Source organism: Bacteroides sp. AF34-31BH (assembly GCF_003602795.1).
Taxonomy (GTDB): domain Bacteria; phylum Bacteroidota; class Bacteroidia; order Bacteroidales; family Bacteroidaceae; genus Bacteroides; species Bacteroides uniformis.
Genome location: NZ_QTLV01000017.1, coordinates 32,327 through 51,424 on the forward strand (window position 1 = coordinate 32,327; position 19,098 = coordinate 51,424).

At 52.0% G+C, this 19,098-nt stretch carries 14 protein-coding genes; 8 read left to right on the forward strand and 6 right to left on the reverse strand.

Annotated elements, in window-relative coordinates; genetic code table 11:
• Positions 1–133 precede the first annotated feature (133 nt).
• Positions 134–1,345, reverse strand: a complete 1,212-nt coding sequence (locus tag DWZ67_RS18835; RefSeq protein ID WP_117887849.1) for a hypothetical protein — start codon at positions 1,343–1,345, stop codon at positions 134–136.
• A complete protein-coding gene (locus DWZ67_RS18840; RefSeq protein WP_120139492.1) occupies positions 1,342–2,658 on the reverse strand; it encodes a DUF4270 family protein in 1,317 nt (438 codons plus the stop codon). Before DWZ67_RS18840 ends, DWZ67_RS18835 begins: the two co-directional genes overlap by 4 nt.
• 242 nt (positions 2,659–2,900) lie before the next feature.
• Here DWZ67_RS18840 and DWZ67_RS18845 point away from each other — a divergent pair, with 242 nt between their 5' ends.
• Both DWZ67_RS18845 and DWZ67_RS18850 read left to right on the forward strand, forming a co-directional pair.
• Entirely contained in the window at positions 2,901–3,980 is a 1,080-nt protein-coding gene (locus tag DWZ67_RS18845; protein WP_005825248.1) for a Kelch repeat-containing protein, read from the forward strand.
• Positions 3,981–4,005: 25 nt separating this feature from the next.
• Positions 4,006–4,338: a DUF4907 domain-containing protein gene (locus tag DWZ67_RS18850; protein WP_005825250.1), complete on the forward strand. Its 333-nt coding sequence runs from the start codon at positions 4,006–4,008 to the stop codon at positions 4,336–4,338.
• Here DWZ67_RS18850 and DWZ67_RS18855 read toward each other — a convergent pair.
• The gene (locus tag DWZ67_RS18855; RefSeq protein ID WP_035457628.1) at positions 4,335–5,282 is read right to left on the reverse strand and encodes a hypothetical protein; all 948 of its coding nucleotides are present in this window, start codon (positions 5,280–5,282) and stop codon (positions 4,335–4,337) included. The genes DWZ67_RS18850 and DWZ67_RS18855 overlap by 4 nt on opposite strands.
• A 189-nt stretch (positions 5,283–5,471) precedes the next feature.
• On the opposite strand from DWZ67_RS18855, the gene lpdA reads away from it, so the two are divergent.
• On the forward strand, positions 5,472–6,830 hold the full coding sequence (gene lpdA / locus DWZ67_RS18860; RefSeq protein WP_120139493.1) for a dihydrolipoyl dehydrogenase: 1,359 nt from the start codon (positions 5,472–5,474) through the stop codon (positions 6,828–6,830).
• A 34-nt stretch (positions 6,831–6,864) separates the two neighbouring features.
• Positions 6,865–7,287: a DUF2007 domain-containing protein gene (locus tag DWZ67_RS18865; protein ID WP_117588944.1), complete on the forward strand. Its 423-nt coding sequence runs from the start codon at positions 6,865–6,867 to the stop codon at positions 7,285–7,287.
• An 8-nt stretch (positions 7,288–7,295) separates the two neighbouring features.
• Here DWZ67_RS18865 and DWZ67_RS18870 read toward each other — a convergent pair whose 3' ends face one another.
• Positions 7,296–8,567, reverse strand: a complete 1,272-nt coding sequence (locus DWZ67_RS18870; protein WP_120139494.1) for a M1 family aminopeptidase — start codon at positions 8,565–8,567, stop codon at positions 7,296–7,298.
• A gap of 168 nt (positions 8,568–8,735) precedes the next feature.
• Here DWZ67_RS18870 and dacB point away from each other — a divergent pair, with 168 nt between their 5' ends.
• Entirely contained in the window at positions 8,736–10,175 is a 1,440-nt protein-coding gene (gene dacB, locus DWZ67_RS18875; RefSeq protein WP_008662297.1) for a D-alanyl-D-alanine carboxypeptidase/D-alanyl-D-alanine-endopeptidase, read from the forward strand.
• 97 nt (positions 10,176–10,272) lie between these two features.
• On the opposite strand, the gene DWZ67_RS18880 is transcribed toward dacB, so the two are convergent.
• A complete protein-coding gene (locus DWZ67_RS18880) occupies positions 10,273–11,184 on the reverse strand; it encodes a helix-turn-helix domain-containing protein (protein WP_022400615.1) in 912 nt (303 codons plus the stop codon).
• A 222-nt stretch (positions 11,185–11,406) separates the two neighbouring features.
• Here DWZ67_RS18880 and DWZ67_RS18890 point away from each other — a divergent pair, with 222 nt between their 5' ends.
• From DWZ67_RS18890 to DWZ67_RS18900, 3 genes are read left to right on the forward strand one after another with little or no spacing between them, the layout of a single operon-like run.
• Complete coding sequence (locus DWZ67_RS18890; protein WP_034523281.1) at positions 11,407–12,513, forward strand: efflux RND transporter periplasmic adaptor subunit; 1,107 nt, start codon at positions 11,407–11,409, stop codon at positions 12,511–12,513.
• 37 nt (positions 12,514–12,550) lie between these two features.
• A complete protein-coding gene (locus DWZ67_RS18895) occupies positions 12,551–15,730 on the forward strand; it encodes an efflux RND transporter permease subunit (RefSeq protein WP_005825274.1) in 3,180 nt (1,059 codons plus the stop codon).
• Between the two features lie 29 nt (positions 15,731–15,759).
• Positions 15,760–17,166 carry a TolC family protein gene (locus DWZ67_RS18900; protein ID WP_120139495.1) on the forward strand — a complete coding sequence of 469 codons (1,407 nt, stop codon included), beginning with the start codon at positions 15,760–15,762 and terminating at the stop codon, positions 17,164–17,166.
• Positions 17,167–17,597: 431 nt separating this feature from the next.
• Here DWZ67_RS18900 and DWZ67_RS18905 read toward each other — a convergent pair whose 3' ends face one another.
• Entirely contained in the window at positions 17,598–19,094 is a 1,497-nt protein-coding gene (locus DWZ67_RS18905) for an acetyl-CoA hydrolase/transferase family protein (protein WP_016272225.1), read from the reverse strand.
• Positions 19,095–19,098: the final 4 nt, after the last annotated feature.

Consider the following 19,098-nt stretch of genomic DNA (forward strand, 5'->3'; position numbering starts at 1 on the left):
TATACTTTGTTTGTTGGATCTATAGTTCCAGCGTGCTGCATCTATATATGCAACGCGTTGCATATATAGATCCAACAAATGATAATCATTCGGTGTAAAATCCGTGTAATCTGTGGTGAACCGGAACCTTGTATTACTTTAGTTTTGCTCTCGAAATCCTTTCCCCGAACGTCAAGTTCAGATTCAGGCTGAATCGGCTTTCCTGCATCAGATTGCTGCGTGTGTTCAGTTGTTTCCGCCAGGTGGCGCCCAGCGAAAGATAGGAGTACCGGATGGGGAAGCTCGCCCCTACACTGGCTTCCAGATACTGCATCTTCCCGCCTTTCAGGTTGATATAGGAGTTGCCGAAACCTATTCCACCCATCAGCTCGGTGGAACGTGCCAGACGTGGCTTGGTAATGTAGCTGCCTCCCAGGTTCACTTTGTGCTGGTTCTCGTATTTCATGGAAGTGTAGGAGGAGGAGTTGCGGCTCCAGTCCAGGTAGTTGTAGTCGGCGGTCAGCACCCAGCGTTCGGTGGTTATGCTGAGGCCGGTGCCGAGGTGCATGGGCAGATATTGTGTACGGCTGTGGTATCCTTTATCGAGGTTCTCGCTGGTAGATGAGTTGCTGTAAGTCAGTGTATTGTCGTGGCTGATGGGAAGGGAGGGAGCAAATACCAGCCCTGCCGCCCACTTCCGTTGTCCGGTCGCACCCCATTCGTAATGTATGCCGAAGTCCGCATAAAAGGCCTGTTTAGAAGATTCGTACTTTACGACGGCGCTTTCCTGCGTTTCGCTTTGCGTCACTGTGCCCGCTATCATCCCCAGGTTGATGCCGACCGACAGTTGCCTGCTCAGTGCAAAGGCATTGGTGACGTAGCACCGGTATAGTCCGCCCGTACCCTCAAAGAGCGAGTAGGTGTAGTTGCCGGGCATTCCCTCTATCTCTTCTTCGGTCTGGATGACATAGCCCACACTGCTGTATGGTGCTGCACCTACAAGGGCATACCAGCGCGGCAGGACACGGAAGCCCATGCTGATGCGGTTGGGGTTGCCGGTGAAGTTGGAGCTGTGTTCGCTCAGAAAGGAGTAGCGGGCATATGAGGCAGATGCACCCACATCGAACGTGAAGCAGGCGGTGTCCATGCGGGTGATGGCTGCGGGGTTCAGCGTGTTCAGAAATCCGGTACGGTTCAGGGCGATGCCCGTGTTGCCCATGCCGGCATAACGTCCGCCGTCACCGGCACTCAGTTCGCCCACTCCGTACATGGAGGTGGGCAGGTTGGTGGTGTTTTGTGCCACGGCGGTGAGGCTTGCCGTACACAGACTGCACAGCAGAAGGGGAATCCGGTAATGGCGTTTCATTGCTCGTTGTATATTTTGAATCTTACGTCTAATCTGCATTGGTTTTCTTGTTCGGGGTCGTTGGTGAAGATGACCTGGTTGAAGGTGGTGGTGCTTTCTTCGTCTGTCAGACTCATCAGCAGTTTCTGCCGCTTGATGCCCGAAGTGCCGTAGTTGTTGCGGATGAATTCGGTGAGGTCGAAGGAGTAGTAGGTCTCTTTCCCGTACATCTCGTCGATGGTCAGGTCGCCGGTCTGTACGGTTACGCCGTCACTGCCGTATACGTAGTCCTCCAGCACATTGTTCTCGTCCGTGATATAAAGGCGGATGTCATTGGGAAGCTGGCTCACTTCGTTGTAGCTCCGGGCCAGAGGATAGAGGTAGAGTGTGGCGCTCTCTATGGAGACTATCTGTCCGGCACTTCCGAGGCTGTTGAGGTAGGGGAATTCCAGTTGGTTGTAGTAACCCGTCAATCCCTGCATATAGGCCAGGCAACCCATGTCGCTGGAGTGGACGAGGTTCTCTATTCCGCTTTTCAGGGAAGCAAGGTGGGTGCCGGTGGGGTCGTGCCGGATACCGGTATAGGCATAGTCGGTGTTTACGTTGAAAGTCAGCACTTGTCCGGTCCGCTGGTTGGAGACTTCCTGATAGTGGAGGTTGATGCTCATGGCAGAGTCGTTCACCATGAATCCGGTGATACACTGCCCGTCGTTTTCGGGAACAAAGACCAGTCCGGGGAATTTCTTCTTGAACTTGTCTTGGGTATCGAAGTAGTCGTCCTGGGCCACGAGGTCATTCAGCAGTTGCTGTCCCCATGAGTCGGGCAGGCGGACGCTTACTTCCTTCTTCCGCCCCGGGCAGGGGGTGAAGGTAAAGCTGAAGAGTGGGGCATCTTCCGTCGGGAGTACGGTGCTGTTGTAAAGGTCCTCGTCGTTGTCCAGCACGATAGGGTTTTTCAGCCGGTAGATGGAGATGCGCTGTTGCGTCAGGGTATCTCCCCAGAAATGGCCCGAAGGTATCATTCGCAGTACGAGGGAGTCGAGGGTATAGGTATAGTCTGTGTTGGGGGTGAAGTCGGACGTGGAGTATTCGGCATAGTAGGTGGCGGATACTTCTCCCCAGGCGCTGCTCCGGTAATGTCCCAGCTGGCAGATGCTGTCGCCCCGGGTCTCTATGGAGTCTAGCAGGATGGTGCTGATGTCTACCGAGCAGGTGTCTGCGTATACATTATAGAAGGAGCTTTCCACGAGGCTCTTTCCAAGCTGCGAGTTCTCGTCCTGGCAGGCGCAGAAGATAGCGAGGACTGCGAATAAGCTGTACAATGACTTCTTCATTTCTGTTCTTTTAGTTGGCGGCAAAGGAAAGGCAAAACTTTTATATCTTCCTACAAAAATCGGCGTTCGGACGGTTTTTATCGGTAAAGGCGTTTAACGGGAATTTCGGACTGTTCGTCGGTTATTTTTGTCGGTGTGGTTGCGGTGGTTTACTTTTGCGAACAGACAAAAAGGACCTCCCGCAGCTTCTTGTTTTGGAAAGTGGGAAGTATAAAGCTTAATCATTAAAAAAACAATAAACAATGAACAGACTATTGGTAGGAATAATGTTGCTGGCCATCGTGTGCATTGCCGGCAGTTGTACGGACGAGGATGAATACACTCAGGGGCAGTGGATGAAGAAAGCCAGCTATAACGGTGTGTACCGCGCTTATGCCTCCGGCTTCACCATCGGCAATTATGGATATTTGTGTGGCGGCTTCTACGGAGCGAACAAGGATTACCTGAACGACCTTTGGGAGTATGACATGAGCCGGAACAGCTGGACGCAGTGTGCCGACATGCCCGTTGCCGGGCGCAAGGCTGCCGTGGGCTTTGCCGTGAATGGCAAGGGATACATTACGACCGGTTCCGTAAAGGACGGCTCCTCGTCCTACTGTGTAGCAGATACCTGGGAGTATGACCCTGCCACGGATACCTGGACACGGAAAGACGACTTCAAAGGCGGAGTACGCGACGGTGCCCTGGCTTTCAGTATAGGCGGATATGGCTATGTCGGTACGGGCTGCAACAGCGACGCTACCGGCAGCGAGAGTGCCTACAAGATGGACTTCTACCGTTTCAACCCCAATGGCGCCGAAGGTTCGCAATGGGAAGCGGTGAGCGGGTATGGAGGCGAGAAGCGCTACTTCGGTACGGCATTCGTCATCGATGAGGTGGCCTACATCTGTTGCGGGCGAAACAACAGTACTGACCTGGTGGATTTCTGGAAGTTCGACGGAAGCAACTGGACCCAGTTGCGTGACATTGCCGATACGGACTCCGACAATGACTATGACGATGACTACGCCATCACACGGTCCGAAGCCGTATCCTTCGTCATCGGGGGCAGAGGGTTTGTGGCTACGGGAATACGTAACAGCACTTCCCTGAGCAGCGACTACTGGCTGTACGACCCTGACAAAGACTTATGGTACGGCGATTCCGACGACGACTTTACCCCCATTACAGATGTGCATAATTATCCTTCCGGCGCTTCTTCGCGCAGGGCTGCCGTTGGTTTCTCTACCGGCGAACGTGGTTTTGTGCTGACGGGAACAAGCGGTACCAGCTACTTTGATGATGTGTACGAACTTCTACCCGATGAGGAAGAGGAAGTCTGATTCGCCCCATAATTGAACGGAACTTATGAAGCTGATGTTTATTATGATAAAGATAGGTGTACCGGCTGTGATGGCGGTATGCCTTTCTTGCTGTTCGGGTCATACTGCCGGCGGTGGCAATGAGTTGAAATGCCGGGTGATGGAGGTGGAAGGCGGTTACGGCTACGTGGTGCTGCATGGAGCCGATACCCTGATATATCAACCTTTTATACCTGCTTTGAGCGGTCGCCTGCCATTTGCAACAAAGGTGGAAGCGCTGGCGGCCGGTCGGTTGGTATGCCGCAAGCTTGCCGATGGGCAAGCTCCGGCATTGAGCAGGGAGGAGGTGGAGTCTTGTCTGACAGACACCGGACTCTAATCTTCTAAAGAATCCTTTACTTCGTGATGTATTTCCGAGCAGTCATAAGGGTATCTCTGCATGAATTTACCCTTGAGTACCTTCTTTGTATCGCTACCGGGACGTGAAAGAGTGGCGGTGAATGTCACTTGAAGCCGTTTGTAGTAGATGGTTGAAGTGTATATGTTCCATTTCATACCTACTATGTCTACTTCAAAATGTTTATATCTCAGTTCGTCTTCTTTGTAATACTTGCCTTGGTTGATGAAGAATAACAGTTGTTGTCCCATGATTATTTTTCCGTCTTCTATGTGGTTGGGCAGATAGATGCTACGTTTCTCCGGGTCTATGCTTTTGAAGGTTTCATCAGAGTGCCCATCGGGTATGAATGCGTATTCTGTCCATTTATTGATGAATGGATAGTAGTCATGCTTGTCGGTTGTGTTTCCCAGATTTTCATTTTTATAGGTACTCTTATCAGGTCCTGTTCCGGCTTCTTTCACTCCGTCACCTTCTTCCACGCTGTATTCGATGGACTCTATCTGATAGAAGTTAGTGCACGGTTCTTGGTGTATGATGATTTGTTCCTTGTAGAGTCCCGTTTTCATCTCAAGGTTGATGATGAGGCTACGGGATTCACCTAAGTCAAAGTTGTCTTTAAAGTGCAGGATGAGATGGCTGTCGGTGTCCCGTTCCAAGTCCCACCATTTATAATGCAGGCTTCCCGTACCTTCCAGTTGTGGGAGCTTGTTGCCATCCATCATGAGGTCTCCCCATGGGGTGGTGATGGAGGTTATGCGCCAGTCGCCGCGTGTTAGGTCTATCTGCAGGGTAGAGGCTTCGCCCTTCACGGTAGTTTCCTGAAAGGGCGAGAGGCGGATTTCATCGCTATCATTGCAAGCCGTCAAGCCGCAAAGAAAAAGAGCGAACAGAAGGATGGGTTGGAATAAGTCAGTCGTTTTCATGTTGGTTATTATTTGATTTATGTCCATTGGACGTGGCATTCTTTGTAAATGCTGCACGACAAAGATAATTATTTCCTCTTTACGCTGTATTCTCCGAAAGAAAGAAGTGTTCTTTTTTGTCGGATAATACGGGTTTTATTAACTTGCGCACAAATTATCGCTAATCATTAACCACTAACCATTAATTCCATGAAATACCAAGTTGCCATTATCGGTGGAGGTCCTGCGGGATATACTGCTGCCGAAGCTGCCGGAAAAGTAGGATTGAGTGTCGTACTATTTGAGAAGCAGAGTCTCGGTGGAGTGTGCCTGAATGAAGGGTGTATCCCTACCAAGACCTTGTTGTATTCGGCCAAGACCTATGACGGAGCCCGCCATGCTGCAAAGTATGCGGTCAGTGTGCCCGAAGTATCGTTTGATTTGCCCAAGATTATTGCCCGCAAGCAGAAGGTAGTACGCAAGCTGGTATTGGGAATCAAAGGAAAGCTGACTGCCCATGGTGTGACGATTGTCAGCGGAGAGGCCACAGTGACGGACAAGAATCATGTGGAGTGCGGCGGAGAAACCTACGAATGCGAGAACCTGCTGCTCTGCACCGGTTCCGAAACCTTTGTCCCTGCCATTCCCGGCATAGACAAGGTGCCTTACTGGACCCATCGTGACGCGCTGGACAACAAGGAACTGCCCGCTTCGCTTGCCATCATCGGCGGCGGTGTCATCGGTATGGAGTTCGCTTCTTTCTTCAACAGCCTGGGAGTGCAGGTAACCGTCGTCGAGATGCTGGACGAGATACTGGGAGGCGGTATGGACCGAGAGCTGGCGGGTATGCTCCGTGCAGAGTACGCCAAGCGGGGAATCAAGTTCATGCTGAGTGCAAAAGTAGTGTCTGTCATGCCGGATACTGCCGAAGCTTCTTCCCTTATCCAGGTGAATTATGAAACAGCCGACGGTCCCGGTTCCGTCGTTGCCGAACGGCTTCTGATGAGTGTCGGGCGCCGTCCGGTAATGAAAGGCTTCGGATTGGAGAATCTGGGCTTGGAAAGAACGGAGCGCGGAAATGTCTTTGTCAACGGACAGATGCAGACTTCAGTTCCCGGAGTATATGCTTGCGGCGACTTGACGGGATATTCCTTGCTGGCGCATACAGCCGTCCGCGAGGCGGAAGTAGCCATACATTCCATCATTGGCAAGAAGGACACTATGAGCTATCGTGCCATCCCCGGCGTAGTGTATACCAATCCCGAAATAGCCGGTGTGGGCGAGACAGAAGAATCCCTGCAGAAGAGAGGCGTTGCCTATCGTGCTGTGAAGTTTCCGATGGCGTACAGTGGTCGCTTTGTAGCAGAGAATGAAGGAGTGAATGGCGTCTGCAAGTTACTGTTGGGCAGTGACGATACCGTATTGGGGGCACATGTCTTGGGTAATCCCGCTTCGGAAATCATCACGCTGGCAGGCATGGCCATCGAGCTGAAACTTACTGCCGATGAATGGAAGAAGATTGTCTTTCCGCACCCCACGGTGGGAGAGATATTCAAGGAGGCATTGTAGAACCCATGACTATTGTTTCATATAAACATAAAAGATGAAAACCGTAAAGCTAATCACCTGCGACGATGCCTTTCAGGCACATGTTATTCAGGGTGCCTTGAAGAATGAGGGCATTGCGTCTGTTTTGCATAATGAAAACATGTCTTCCGTGATGCGCGGATATGTCCGTGATGTCACGGGAGTGGATATATTTGTCTATGAGGACGAATATGACAATGCCCTCCGTCTGCTTGAACGGAACCAGATGATTCTGGAACAGTTGAGGTACTGCCCCCATTGCGGTTCGGATGAGATTAAGTTTGTGCTGAAGAAGAGCCATCGGGTGCGTGCTGTGGTGGCTGCTGTTATTGCGGCATTGTCGGCCGCACCTCCGGGCACTGAGCATTGGGAGTATGTATGCAGGAAGTGCGGCACTCATTTTGAGAAGCCGGTGGCGAAAGGAACAGTTGAAGAATAATCAGGTGTTTATTCTTTTAACCGCTTTTTAATCCAGTCCCGGTTTTTACGTCCCAATCGGCTTTCCGCAAAATCCAGGAAAGCCGATGTGTCTGTTATATGGGCTTGGATGACACCTGCCAGAAAGTTGAAGAAAGGTTCTTCACCCACCCGGACAAGCAGGTCGGCGAGTAGTACTGACCCTTTCCTATAGAGGGCAAGATGCGCTTCGCGGTCGTTGCGGTCAATACCCCAGATAGGACGGATATGGCGTGTTTCCTTACGATAGGCGTCGATGTAAGCGGCATAGGCTTTCTCGCCGCGGGCGTGGCGTATGTATTGCAAAGCACTGAATTCGGCAAAAGATTCGTTCAGCCAGTCGTGCCAGGATTCCACCGGAGCCTTGTTCCACCAGAAGTGGCCGATTTCGTGGGCGGTGTTCTTGAGTACATATTCATTGAATGTTCGTGAACTGAGCATAATGAAATTTTTACGGCTGTACCCTCCTGAGGTGCCGGAAGCTGAAAGCAGGAATTTCATGTAAATATCCTCATCTCCCGCAATTTTATAAAGGCGTCGGAAGAATTTCAAGGCATTGTGGCAACATTGAAGTGCCGAGTCTGCACCGGCATCCGGGAAGTCTGTATAGATAAGTTCAATGGTAGTTCCGTTATCATTGATGCGGCGGCTTTTCAGCATGGGTGAAGCCAGGATAACATTGTCGAAATTCTCCCAAGGTTGCTTCATTTCCCACATCCCTTCTTCTGTATGGGAAATAATACCTGAGCCGCTCACCGTATAACCGTCAGTGATGCCGATTCGTAAGTGCGAATAATCTGCCCGGTTACCGTTGCAGACAGGATACCATCCCGTATAGTAACCAAGTTCAATCCAATGGTCATTGAATGATTTTGCAGGGCCCTGCACTTCCTGCATGTAGAGTGTGTAACGGGTATTTATGCGGCAGCGGTCATCGGCTCCTGCCGGCCGGTAGAGGGTCAAGGTCCGTCCGTCGGGAATGAATTGGGCAGGTGCTGGGGCAAGCGTATCGAAACGGTAGGTTATCTCCCGGCTGCTGTGGCGTAGTGCGTCGATACGGGCATGGCGCCATAGTACCAACGAGATTGAGTCACTGTCCTGGAAATCAACTTCAAACGAACCGCCTACTTCGACCTGTCGGTTCGGTACATCAATCTGTACGGTTAAGTCATAACTGACAATGCGCGGAGATTCTTGTGCCCGAAGCATGGGGGAGAAAAGGAGGCATATTGTAAAGCTGGCAATTGTAAGTTGTAGTTTCATGGTACATCAATTTTAGAGTGATAGTAACTGGGAGATTTTGCCTATGTAAAAGTAGTATTTTTAAAGGAATATTAAGATGGATGGCTGGATATAATTTATGAAAAGACTACCTGGTTATTGTTCATTTGTAAGATTGTCGTACTTTTGCCTTTAAAGATAAATATATTTATGAAAAGGATATTGTTGCTGTTAATTTTATCCGTCTGCCTGCTCCCATTGTGGTCCCAAGAGACGGTAACTCCGGTGAAGCCGCTCTCTGCGCGGATTGATGCGTTGATAGAACACAAACTTCCCGCAGGCTCTAATGTGGCCATTTCGGTCTATGACCTGACTGCCGGCAAGCCCTTGTACGGCTATCAGGCGGACAAGCTTTCCCGTCCCGCTTCCACTATGAAGCTGCTGACCACCATTACCGCCCTTTCCCGTCCCGAAGCCGACGAGCCGTTCCGTACGGAAGTGTGGTATCAGGGAACCATTGAGCGCGATACCTTGCAGGGGAATATGTATGTGATAGGCGGTTACGACCCGGAGTTTGATGAAGAGGCATTGGATTCCCTGGTGGCTGCCGTGGCCCGTTTCCCCTTCTCTGTCATCAAAGGCAAGGTGTATGGAGATGTCTCCATGAAAGACTCCTTGTACTGGGGCAGCGGCTGGTTGTGGGATGATACTCCCTATTCCTTCCAGCCCTACCTCTCACCGCTGATGCTGAATAAAGGAGTGGTGAAGGTTACCGCCACACCCGGCGAACGGGGCGACAGCGCACGCCTTGAATGCACTCCCGCCTCTTCCTATTATACACTGACGAACAAGACCCAAAGCCGTACCCCTTCTGCCGGACGTTTCCGTGTGTCGCGCGACTGGCTGGTGAACGGGAACAACATCACCGTGACGGGCAACGTCGATGCCCGCCGTGCAGGTACGGTCAATATATTTTCTTCGCAGGACTTCTTCATGCATACCTTTATGGAACGGTTGCAGGCACGAGGCATCCGGTGCATTCCGGCGGCAGAAGCGGAAGTCTCTTACCTCTTCGGCGAGTTCCGGCAAGACAGTCTTTCCGTGCGGATGGCTTCCTATGAAACTTCCGTGCAGGATGTGGTGAAACAGATAATGAAGGAGAGCGATAATCTCAATGCCGAAGCCATGCTCTGCCGGTTGGGTGTGCAGAGCAGCGGAAAGAAGCGTGTCTCTGCCGAGGACGGGCTTTCCGCCATCCGCATGCTGATAAAAGAGATGGGATATAACCCCGATAGGTATAATCTGGCAGATGGTTGCGGCCTTTCCAATTACAACTACATTTCACCGGAACTCTTGGTTTCTTTCCTGCGATATGCCTACTCGCGTACGGATGTTTTCCAGAAACTTTATAAGGCCTTGCCCATTGGCGGCGTGGACGGTACACTGGAGTTCCGCATGAAGAAAGGCACCCTTTCCCACAGAAATGTACATGCCAAGACGGGTTCCTTTACCGCCATCAACTGCCTGGCCGGCTACCTTAAAGCCCGCAACGGACACGAGATAGCCTTTGCCATCATGAACCAGAATGCACTGTCGGGCAGGGAAGCACGCGCTTTCCAGGATGCGGTGTGTGATGAAGTGATACGTTGAGGTTTAGCCATCGTAAAGTTGACCTTTAGCGTCGTAAAGTTAAGGTTTAGCTTCCTAATGCAGACCTTTACGGAGTGAGCCCCAAGAGTAGGGGAAATCATTCCTCTTTCGTATTGCGGTAGCGTGCCGGAGACATACCCAGATAAGACTTCACATACTTCCCGAAGAAAGACTGGTTGGGGAAATTAAATTCTTCTGCAATCTCCTTGATGGACTTGTCCGAATGCTTCAGCCGGTACTTGATGTGTTCAATGGCATTCTCGTTTATCAAGTCCAGCGGTGTACGTCCGCATGCCTGCTTGATGACCTTCGAAAAGTGTTTGGGGCTATAGCAGAGTGCATCGGCATAATATCCTACAGAACGGTGTATGCCGTTGTCTTTGGACAACATCTCTATAAACTTACGCAGGATATAGTCGGACTGTTTGATGCTTTCTTTTGTATCGACTGTCATTTCTGAAGGGTTCACTTCTTTGTTGAGGTGTCCCAACATCTCACAGAAAATGGCAGAAAACAAGTATTGCATCACTTCCCTGTGATAGTGATGAGGCTCGTCGTTTATCTTTGCCATAAGCAGTTCCCGGTAGAATTTGAAGATTTCCTTGTCCCCTTCCTCCCCGACAGACTTTATGGGATTGTTGTGGATATGCATAACGGTATTCCATGTATCCTTCTCCATCTTGACCACGCGTTGTAGGAACTGTGTGGAGAATGCGGCAAGCCTTATCTTGTGCTTCGGGCTTACCATCGCGTGGCTGATAATGGTATTGGGAAGGCCGAGCAGTAAGTCGCCTGCTTCCAGTTGGTAGGTTTTGTAGTTGACGTCCAACTGGATACAGCCTTCTAGACAGATAGCGATAAGGAAGCATCCTAATCTTATTGTATCTTCATTGTAGGGGCTTCCCTCCAGACTATTGATTATGACAAAGTCATTGTCTACATAGTCAAGGACATGTTCGCTGTTCTTAAAGTCCGCGATTTCTACGATTTTTATGTTCCCTTTCTCCATATTCTTCCTTTTTCGTTTTGCAAAGTTGGTGAATAATGGGAAATATGGGATGTTCCATTATGCGGCTTTCTTGTTCTATATATCATTTATAGACAATTCATTAGCCTTAAAAAAGATGAATGTCGAAAAAGGAACATCTTTGGAGTGTAATTGGTCATTATGGCGTTGTTCCTTTCTCCTACTTTTGCCACCAGTTTTAACAAAAAGACAATGAGAAAAAGTATGATTACATTAAACAGAAAATGGATACGGCTGATAGGGATTGTCGGTTGTACAATGTGTTTGGCATCTTGCAAGCAGGCATCGGATGCTTCCGGAATGAAACCTTCTTATGCTACCATGAAAGTGGAGGCGACGGACAAAGAGCTTTCCACTTCGTACTCAGCAACGATACGCGGACGGCAGGACATAGATATTTATCCGCAAGTGTCGGGTACCATCGAGAAGTTGTGTGTGACCGAGGGGCAGAAGGTGCGCCGGGGACAACTGCTTTTCATCATCGACCAGGTTCCCTACAAGGCTGCACTCAAAACGGCCGTTGCCAATGTGGAAGCGGCACGTGCCGCACTGGCTACTGCCGAACTGACTTATAACAGCAACAAGGAACTGTATGCGCAGAAAGTGGTTTCGGAATTCAGCCTGAAGACTGCCGAAAACAGCTACCTTACCGCCAAGGCGCAACTCTCGCAGGCCGAGGCCCAGGAGATAAGCGCACGCAACAACCTCTCCTATACGGAAGTGAAGAGTCCCAGCGACGGGGTGGTGGGGGCATTGCCCTACCGTGCAGGGGCATTGGTCAGCCCCAGCTTGCCGCAACCGCTGACAACGGTCAGTGACAACAGCGACATGTACGTTTACTTTTCCATGACCGAGAACCAGTTGCTCGCCCTGACACGCCAGTACGGCAGCATGGACGAGGCGCTGAAGAACATGCCGGCGGCAGAGCTGCGTCTGAACGACAATTCCGTCTACGACAAGAAAGGTACCATCGAGTCCATCAGTGGTGTCATCGACCGCCAGACGGGTACGGTAGTGGCACGCGTGGTCTTCCCCAACGAATCGCGCCTGCTCCATAGCGGGGCATCGGGCACGGTGGTGGTGCCTGCCACGTATAAGAACTGCATTGTGATTCCGCAAGAAGCCACCGTACAGTTGCAGGACAAGACATTGGTATACAAGGTAGTGGATGGCAAGGCCGTCTCTACCCTGATTACCGTGGCAGGAATAAATGACGGACGCGAATACGTGGTGCTGGACGGACTGAAAGTGGGTGACGAGATTGTTTCCACAGGTGCCGGACTGCTGCGCGAAGGAACGCAAGTGAAATGATGATTGCTATTTTATCAACTATCAATGACCCATTAAGATGAAAGGAAATATATTTATAAAACGGCCGGTGATGGCTATCTCCATCTCCGTACTGATTCTGGTGATAGGGCTCATTTCGCTCTTTACGCTGCCGGTGGAACAGTATCCTGATATTGCACCTCCCACGGTGTACGTCAGCGCCAACTACACCGGTGCCGACGCCGAAGCCGTATTGAACAGTGTCATCATGCCGTTGGAGGAGAGCATCAACGGTGTGGAGAACATGATGTACATCAGCTCTACCGCCACCAATGCCGGTTCTGCCACCATACAGGTCTACTTCAAGCAGGGCACGGACCCCGACATGGCTGCGGTGAACGTACAGAACCGCGTATCCAAGGCGCAGGGACTGCTGCCTGCCGAAGTGACGAAAATCGGTGTGACTACCCAGAAGCGCCAGACCAGCTTCCTGCAAATCGGTGCTTTGGTAAGCACCGACGGACGCTACGACCAGACTTTCCTAGCCAATTACCTCGATATCAACGTGATTCCGCAGATTAAGCGTATCGAAGGTGTGGGTGATGTAATGGAGCTGGGCGATACATACAGCATGCGTATCTGGCTGAAACCGGAACGGATGGCGCAGTATGGACTGGTTCCTTCGGATGTGACCGCCGTATTGGGCGAGCAGAACATCGAAGCGCCTACCGGTTCGCTGGGCGAGAATTCAAAGAACGTGTTCCAGTTTACGATGAAGTATCGCGGACGCCTGAAGAGTGTGGAGGAATTCCAGAACACGGTGGTACGCTCGCAGAGTGACGGTTCCGTGCTCCGTCTGAAGGACGTGGCAGATGTGGAGCTGGGTACGCTGACCTATAGTTTCCGCAGTGAGATGGACAGCAAGCCGGCGGTACTTTTCATGATGTTCCAGACGGCAGGCTCCAACGCAACCGCCGTCAACAAGCAGATTACCGCACAGATAGACGAGATGAGGAAGAGCCTGCCCGAAGGGACGGAATTTGTGACGATGATGAGTTCCAACGACTTCCTCTTCGCTTCCATACACAATGTGGTGGAGACACTGGTCATTGCCATTATACTGGTAATTCTGGTGGTGTATTTCTTCCTGCAGGACTTCAAGAGTACGCTTATACCGTCCATCTCCATCATCGTGTCGCTGGTCGGTACGTTTGCCTGCCTGGTGGCTGCGGGGTTCAGTCTCAACATCCTGACGCTGTTTGCGCTGGTGCTTGCCATCGGTACGGTGGTGGACGATGCCATCGTGGTGGTGGAGGCGGTGCAGTCCAAGTTCGATGCCGGATATAAGTCTCCCTACCTTGCCACGAAGGATGCGATGGGCGATGTGACGATGGCTATCATCTCTTGTACCTGCGTGTTCATGGCGGTGTTTATCCCCGTGACGTTTATGGGTGGTACTTCGGGTGTGTTTTATACGCAGTTCGGTGTCACGATGGCAACGGCGGTGGGCATCTCCATGATTTCGGCATTGACGCTTTGTCCCGCCTTGTGTGCCATCATGATGCGTCCGTCGGACGGTACGAAGAGTGCGAAGAGCATCAACGGACGGGTGCGTGCGGCATACAATGCCTCGTTCAACGCCGTGCTGGGCAAATATAAGAAAGGTGTGATGTTCTTCATCCACCACCGCTGGATGGTGTGGACTTCATTGGCGGCTACCGTCGTATTGCTGGTTTACCTGATGAGTACCACCAAGACGGGGCTTGTGCCGCAGGAGGACCAGGGTGTCATCATGGTGAACGTCAGCACGTCTCCGGGAAGCACGCTGGAAGAAACCACGAAGGTGATGAACAAGCTGGAGGACATCCTGAAAAACACTCCCGAGATAGAACACTATTCCAAGGTGGCAGGATACGGACTGATGTCCGGTCAGGGCACTTCCTACGGTACCATCATCATCCGTCTGAAGGACTGGGGCGAGCGGAAGGGGAGCGAACACACGTCCGACGCTGTGGTGGCCCGCCTCAATGCACAGTTCTACGGTGTGAAGGAGGCACAGATATTCAGCTTCCAGCCGGGTATGATTCCGGGCTATGGTATGGGTAACTCCCTGGAGCTGAACCTGCAGGACAGAACGGGTGGTGACATGGCTACGTTCTACGAGGCAGTGATACAGTTTCTGGGTGCGTTGAACCAGCGTCCCGAAGTGGCTATGGCGTATACCTCTTATGCCATGAATTTCCCGCAGGTATCGGTAGATGTGGATGCTGCCAAGTGCAAGCGTGCGGGTATCTCGCCGGGTGCGGTGCTCGACGCATTGGGCAGCTATTGCGGCGGTGCCTATATTTCCAACTACAATCAGTTTGGCAAGGTGTACCGCGTCATGATGCAGGCATCGCCCGAATATCGTCTGGACGAACAGGCACTGGGTAATATGTTTGTGCGCAACGGTACGGAGATGGCTCCGGTCAGCCAGTTCGTGACGTTGAACAAGGTGCTCGGTCCGGAGACGGCAAACCGTTTCAATCTGTACAGCGCTATCGCCGCTAATGTGAATCCGGCAGAAGGATATTCGTCCGGTGAAGTGCAGAAAGTGATTGCGGAAGTGGCAGAACAGACATTGCCGCTGGGCTACGGTTACGAGTACGGAGGTATGGCACGTGAGGAAGCCAATACTGGTGGTGCGCAGACTGTCTTTATTTATGCCATCTGTATCTTCCTTATCTATCTCATCCTGGCATGTCTTTATGAGAGTTTCCTGATACCGTTTGCGGTCATCTTCTCCGTACCGTTCGGGCTGATGGGTTCATTCCTCTTTGCCAAGGTTCTGGGATTGGAGAACAACATCTATTTGCAGACGGGTGTGATTATGCTGATTGGCTTGCTCGCCAAGACGGCCATCCTGATTACGGAGTATGCCATCGAGCGGCGCCGCAAGGGAATGGGCATTGTGGAATCAGCTTATTCGGCCGCCCAGGTCCGTTTGCGTCCTATCCTGATGACGGTGCTGACGATGATATTCGGTATGCTTCCGCTGATGTTCTCGAGTGGTGCGGGCGCCAACGGTAACTCTTCGCTGGGTACGGGCGTAGTAGGCGGCATGCTCATCGGAACGCTAGCGCTGCTTTTCGTCGTTCCGGTGTTCTACATCATCTTCGAGTACTTACAGGAGAAGGTTCGTCCGCCAATGGAGGAAGAAGCCGATATGCAGGTATTGCTTGAAAAGCAGAAGAGTGAGGCAGAACGGGCGAAAGATTGAGGAAAATAAAATAAAAACAGATTGGAACAATGAAGAAACATATCATCCTATTGTCCGCCGCCGGTTTGCTGTTCAGCAGTTGCGGCGTGTACACCAAATACAAACCCGCTACCGAGGTCCCCGACGGCCTCTATGGGGAAGAAATGGCAGCTTTTACGGAGAGCCTCGCCGGTTCTCCGGCTGCCACCGAAGACAGCCTGGACCTTGGCCTGGGCGGCATGGACTGGCACGAGTTTTTCACCGACCCGCATCTGCAGGCACTCATCGGACAAGGGTTGCAGAACAATACCGACTACCAGTCGGCACAGCTTCGCGTGGAAGAGGCCGAAGCCACCCTGCTGTCCGCAAAGCTTGCCTTCCTGCCCTCCTTTGCCCTTGCGCCGCAGGGCACGGTGAGCAGCTTTGACAGCCGCAAGGCCACACAGACCTATTCGCTGCCCGTTACTGCCAGTTGGGAGCTGGATGTTTTCGGTCGCATGCGCAATGCCAAGAAACAGTCGAAGGCGCTCTATGCGCAGAGTCAGGACTATCGCCAGGCCGTGCGTACCCAGCTCATTGCCGGGATAGCCAATACTTACTATACCCTGCTGATGCTGGACCAGCAGCTTGCCATCTCCAGGCAGACCGAAGAGACGTGGCGGGAAACCGTTGCTTCCACCCGTGCCCTGATGAATGCGGGCATGGCGAACGAATCCGCCGTGTCGCAGATGGAGGCCACGTACTATCAGGTGCAGACTTCCGTGCTTGATTTGGAAGAACAGATAAACCAGGTGGAGAACAGCCTTGCGCTGTTGCTGGCAGAGACGCCCCGTCATTACGAGCGCGGTGTGCTGGCAGAGCAGCAGTTCCCCGTGGGCTTTTCTATAGGGATTCCTGTTCAGATGCTTTCCTGCCGTCCTGATGTCCGTTCGGCTGAGCGGACACTGGAAGCGGCGTTCTACGGCACCAATGCGGCGCGCTCTGCCTTCTATCCCTCCATCACGCTGGGCGGGAGTGCGGGCTGGACCAATTCTGCCGGTTCAATGATTGTGAATCCCGGCAAGTTCCTGGCTTCGGCAGTGGGTTCGCTGACGCAGCCGCTCTTTGCCCGCGGGCAGGTCATTGCACAGTACCGCATAGCCCGTGCCCAGCAGGAGGAGGCTTCCCTTGCCTTCCAGCAGACATTGCTGAATGCAGGCAGCGAGGTGAACGATGCCTTGACTGCCTGGCAGACAAGCCTATCCAAAAGCGAACTGCTGGACAAGCAGGTAGCTTCCTTGCAGACAGCTGCCCGCAGCACTTCCCTGCTGATGGAGCATGGCAACACCACCTATCTGGAGGTGCTTACCGCCCGGCAGACATTGCTCAACGCACAACTGGCACAGACGGCAAATCGATTTTCTGAAATACAAAGCCTGATTAACCTCTACAAGGCGTTAGGAGGAGGTCAGGAATAGAGTGTCATCATACTACTCTCTCTGCATCTTCATTTTAAATGTGAAGGAAGGGCTGTCCGGGAAGTGATTCCAGGACAGCCCGTTTTCAATGAATAGGAGGGATCAAATGGAGGCAAGTATTTCTCTGGACAAATTATTGCAGTTTTTCACTCAATGCGAACGATAAGTGTTGGCTCGGTGAGAGATCGATTGAAGAAACTGAAAAGGAAACTGAAGCAAAAGATAGTGAGTTTACCGGTAAGAAGGAGGTTTTGCCAGGAATTGATGCAGGGATGTAGTAGGTACTGAAATAGCTTGTTGTTGGAACTATAGATGCAGCGTGTTCCATCTATATATGCAACGCGTTGCATATATAGATCCAGCAAACCGGAAATATACATGCAACGCGGCATATCTTTCGGGCGGTTTCTCTCCGCCTTTGAGGGAGCGGTTTATTTATACTGTGCCCAGTCTACATTCTTCATGTCTCCACTTTTGGCCAGCTCAGCGTGCATAGCCAGTGCGGCGCGCAGAGCGTGGGGAGTTTGTGATTTGCCGTCGGTCAGCTTCAGGTAATCCCACAGTATGTTCTTGTAGTCCGGATGGACACAGTTTTCGATGATGGCTTGTGCACGTTCTTTCGGACTCTTGCCGCGGAGGTCGGCCACACCTTGTTCGGTGATGATGATGTTGACGTCATGCTCCGTGTGGTCCATGTGCGAAACCATCGGCACGATAGCCGAGATTTTACCTTCCTTGGCAACGGACGGACAAGTGAAGATGGAGATATAGGCATTGCGGGTGAAGTCACCGCTTCCGCCGATGCCGTTCATCATCTTGGTTCCGCCGATGTGCGTGGAGTTCACGTTGCCGTAGATGTCGGCTTCGATGGCGGTGTTGATGGAGATAACACCGAGTCGGCGCACCACTTCCGGGCTGTTGGAGATTTCCGACGGACGGAGCACCAGCTTGTCGCGGAAGAAGTCCATATCCTGGTAGATGCCTTCCAGACAATCGTTCGTTACGGTCAGTGAGCAGGCGCTGCCGAATTTCACGCGGCCTTCGCGGATAAGTCCGATAACGGAGTTCTGGATGACTTCTGTGTACATTTCAAAAGCGGGGATGGTCTTGTCACGTCCCAAAGCACCCAATACGGCATTGGCAATGTTGCCCACACCGGATTGTAGCGGCAGGAAGGTAGGCGGAATGATTCCGCGTTTCATGTCGGCGGCAAGGAAGTCGGCCACGTTCTGTCCGATTTTGTCGGTCAGCGGGTCGGCGGCGGCAAACGAACGTGCCTCGTCCGGCCAGTTGGTCTCCACTACGCCGACAATCTTTTTCGGGTCTACCTGGATGTAGGGCAGGCCGATACGGTCACTCGGTTTGTAGATGGGGATTTCGCGGCGGTAAGGAGGGTCGAGGGGTTCGTAGACGTCGTGCAGGCCCATGGCGTTCTTGCTGTGGGCGGCATTCAGTTCCACGATAATCTGGTCGGCCAGGCGGCAGACAGTCGGAGCGATACCGCCGGCTGCCGTCAGGTAGATTTTGCCGTCGGGAGTAACCTCGCATGCCTCGATGATGGCAACATTCACTTTTCCCATGAAACCGTAACGGACTTCCTGAGCCATCTGTGAAAGGTGGATGTCGTTGTAGGCTATTTCACCGTTGTTCACGGCTTTGCGGAAATCGGCGTTGGTGGTGTAAGGAGCACGGTAGCGGATAGCTTTGGCGCGTGAAAGGATACCGTCGCAGGAATCTCCGGTAGAAGCACCGGTGAAGATACCTATCTGGAACGGGTTTCCTTTTGCATGTTCTGCTTCCGCGATTTTTGCTAATTCAGCCGTAACGGCTTTGGCTGTTCCTGCGGGGGTAAATCCGCTCAAGCCGATGTTGTAGCCATGTTTGATGAGGCTCGCAGCTTCTGCTGCCGAAATGTAATTGAGTGCCATAATA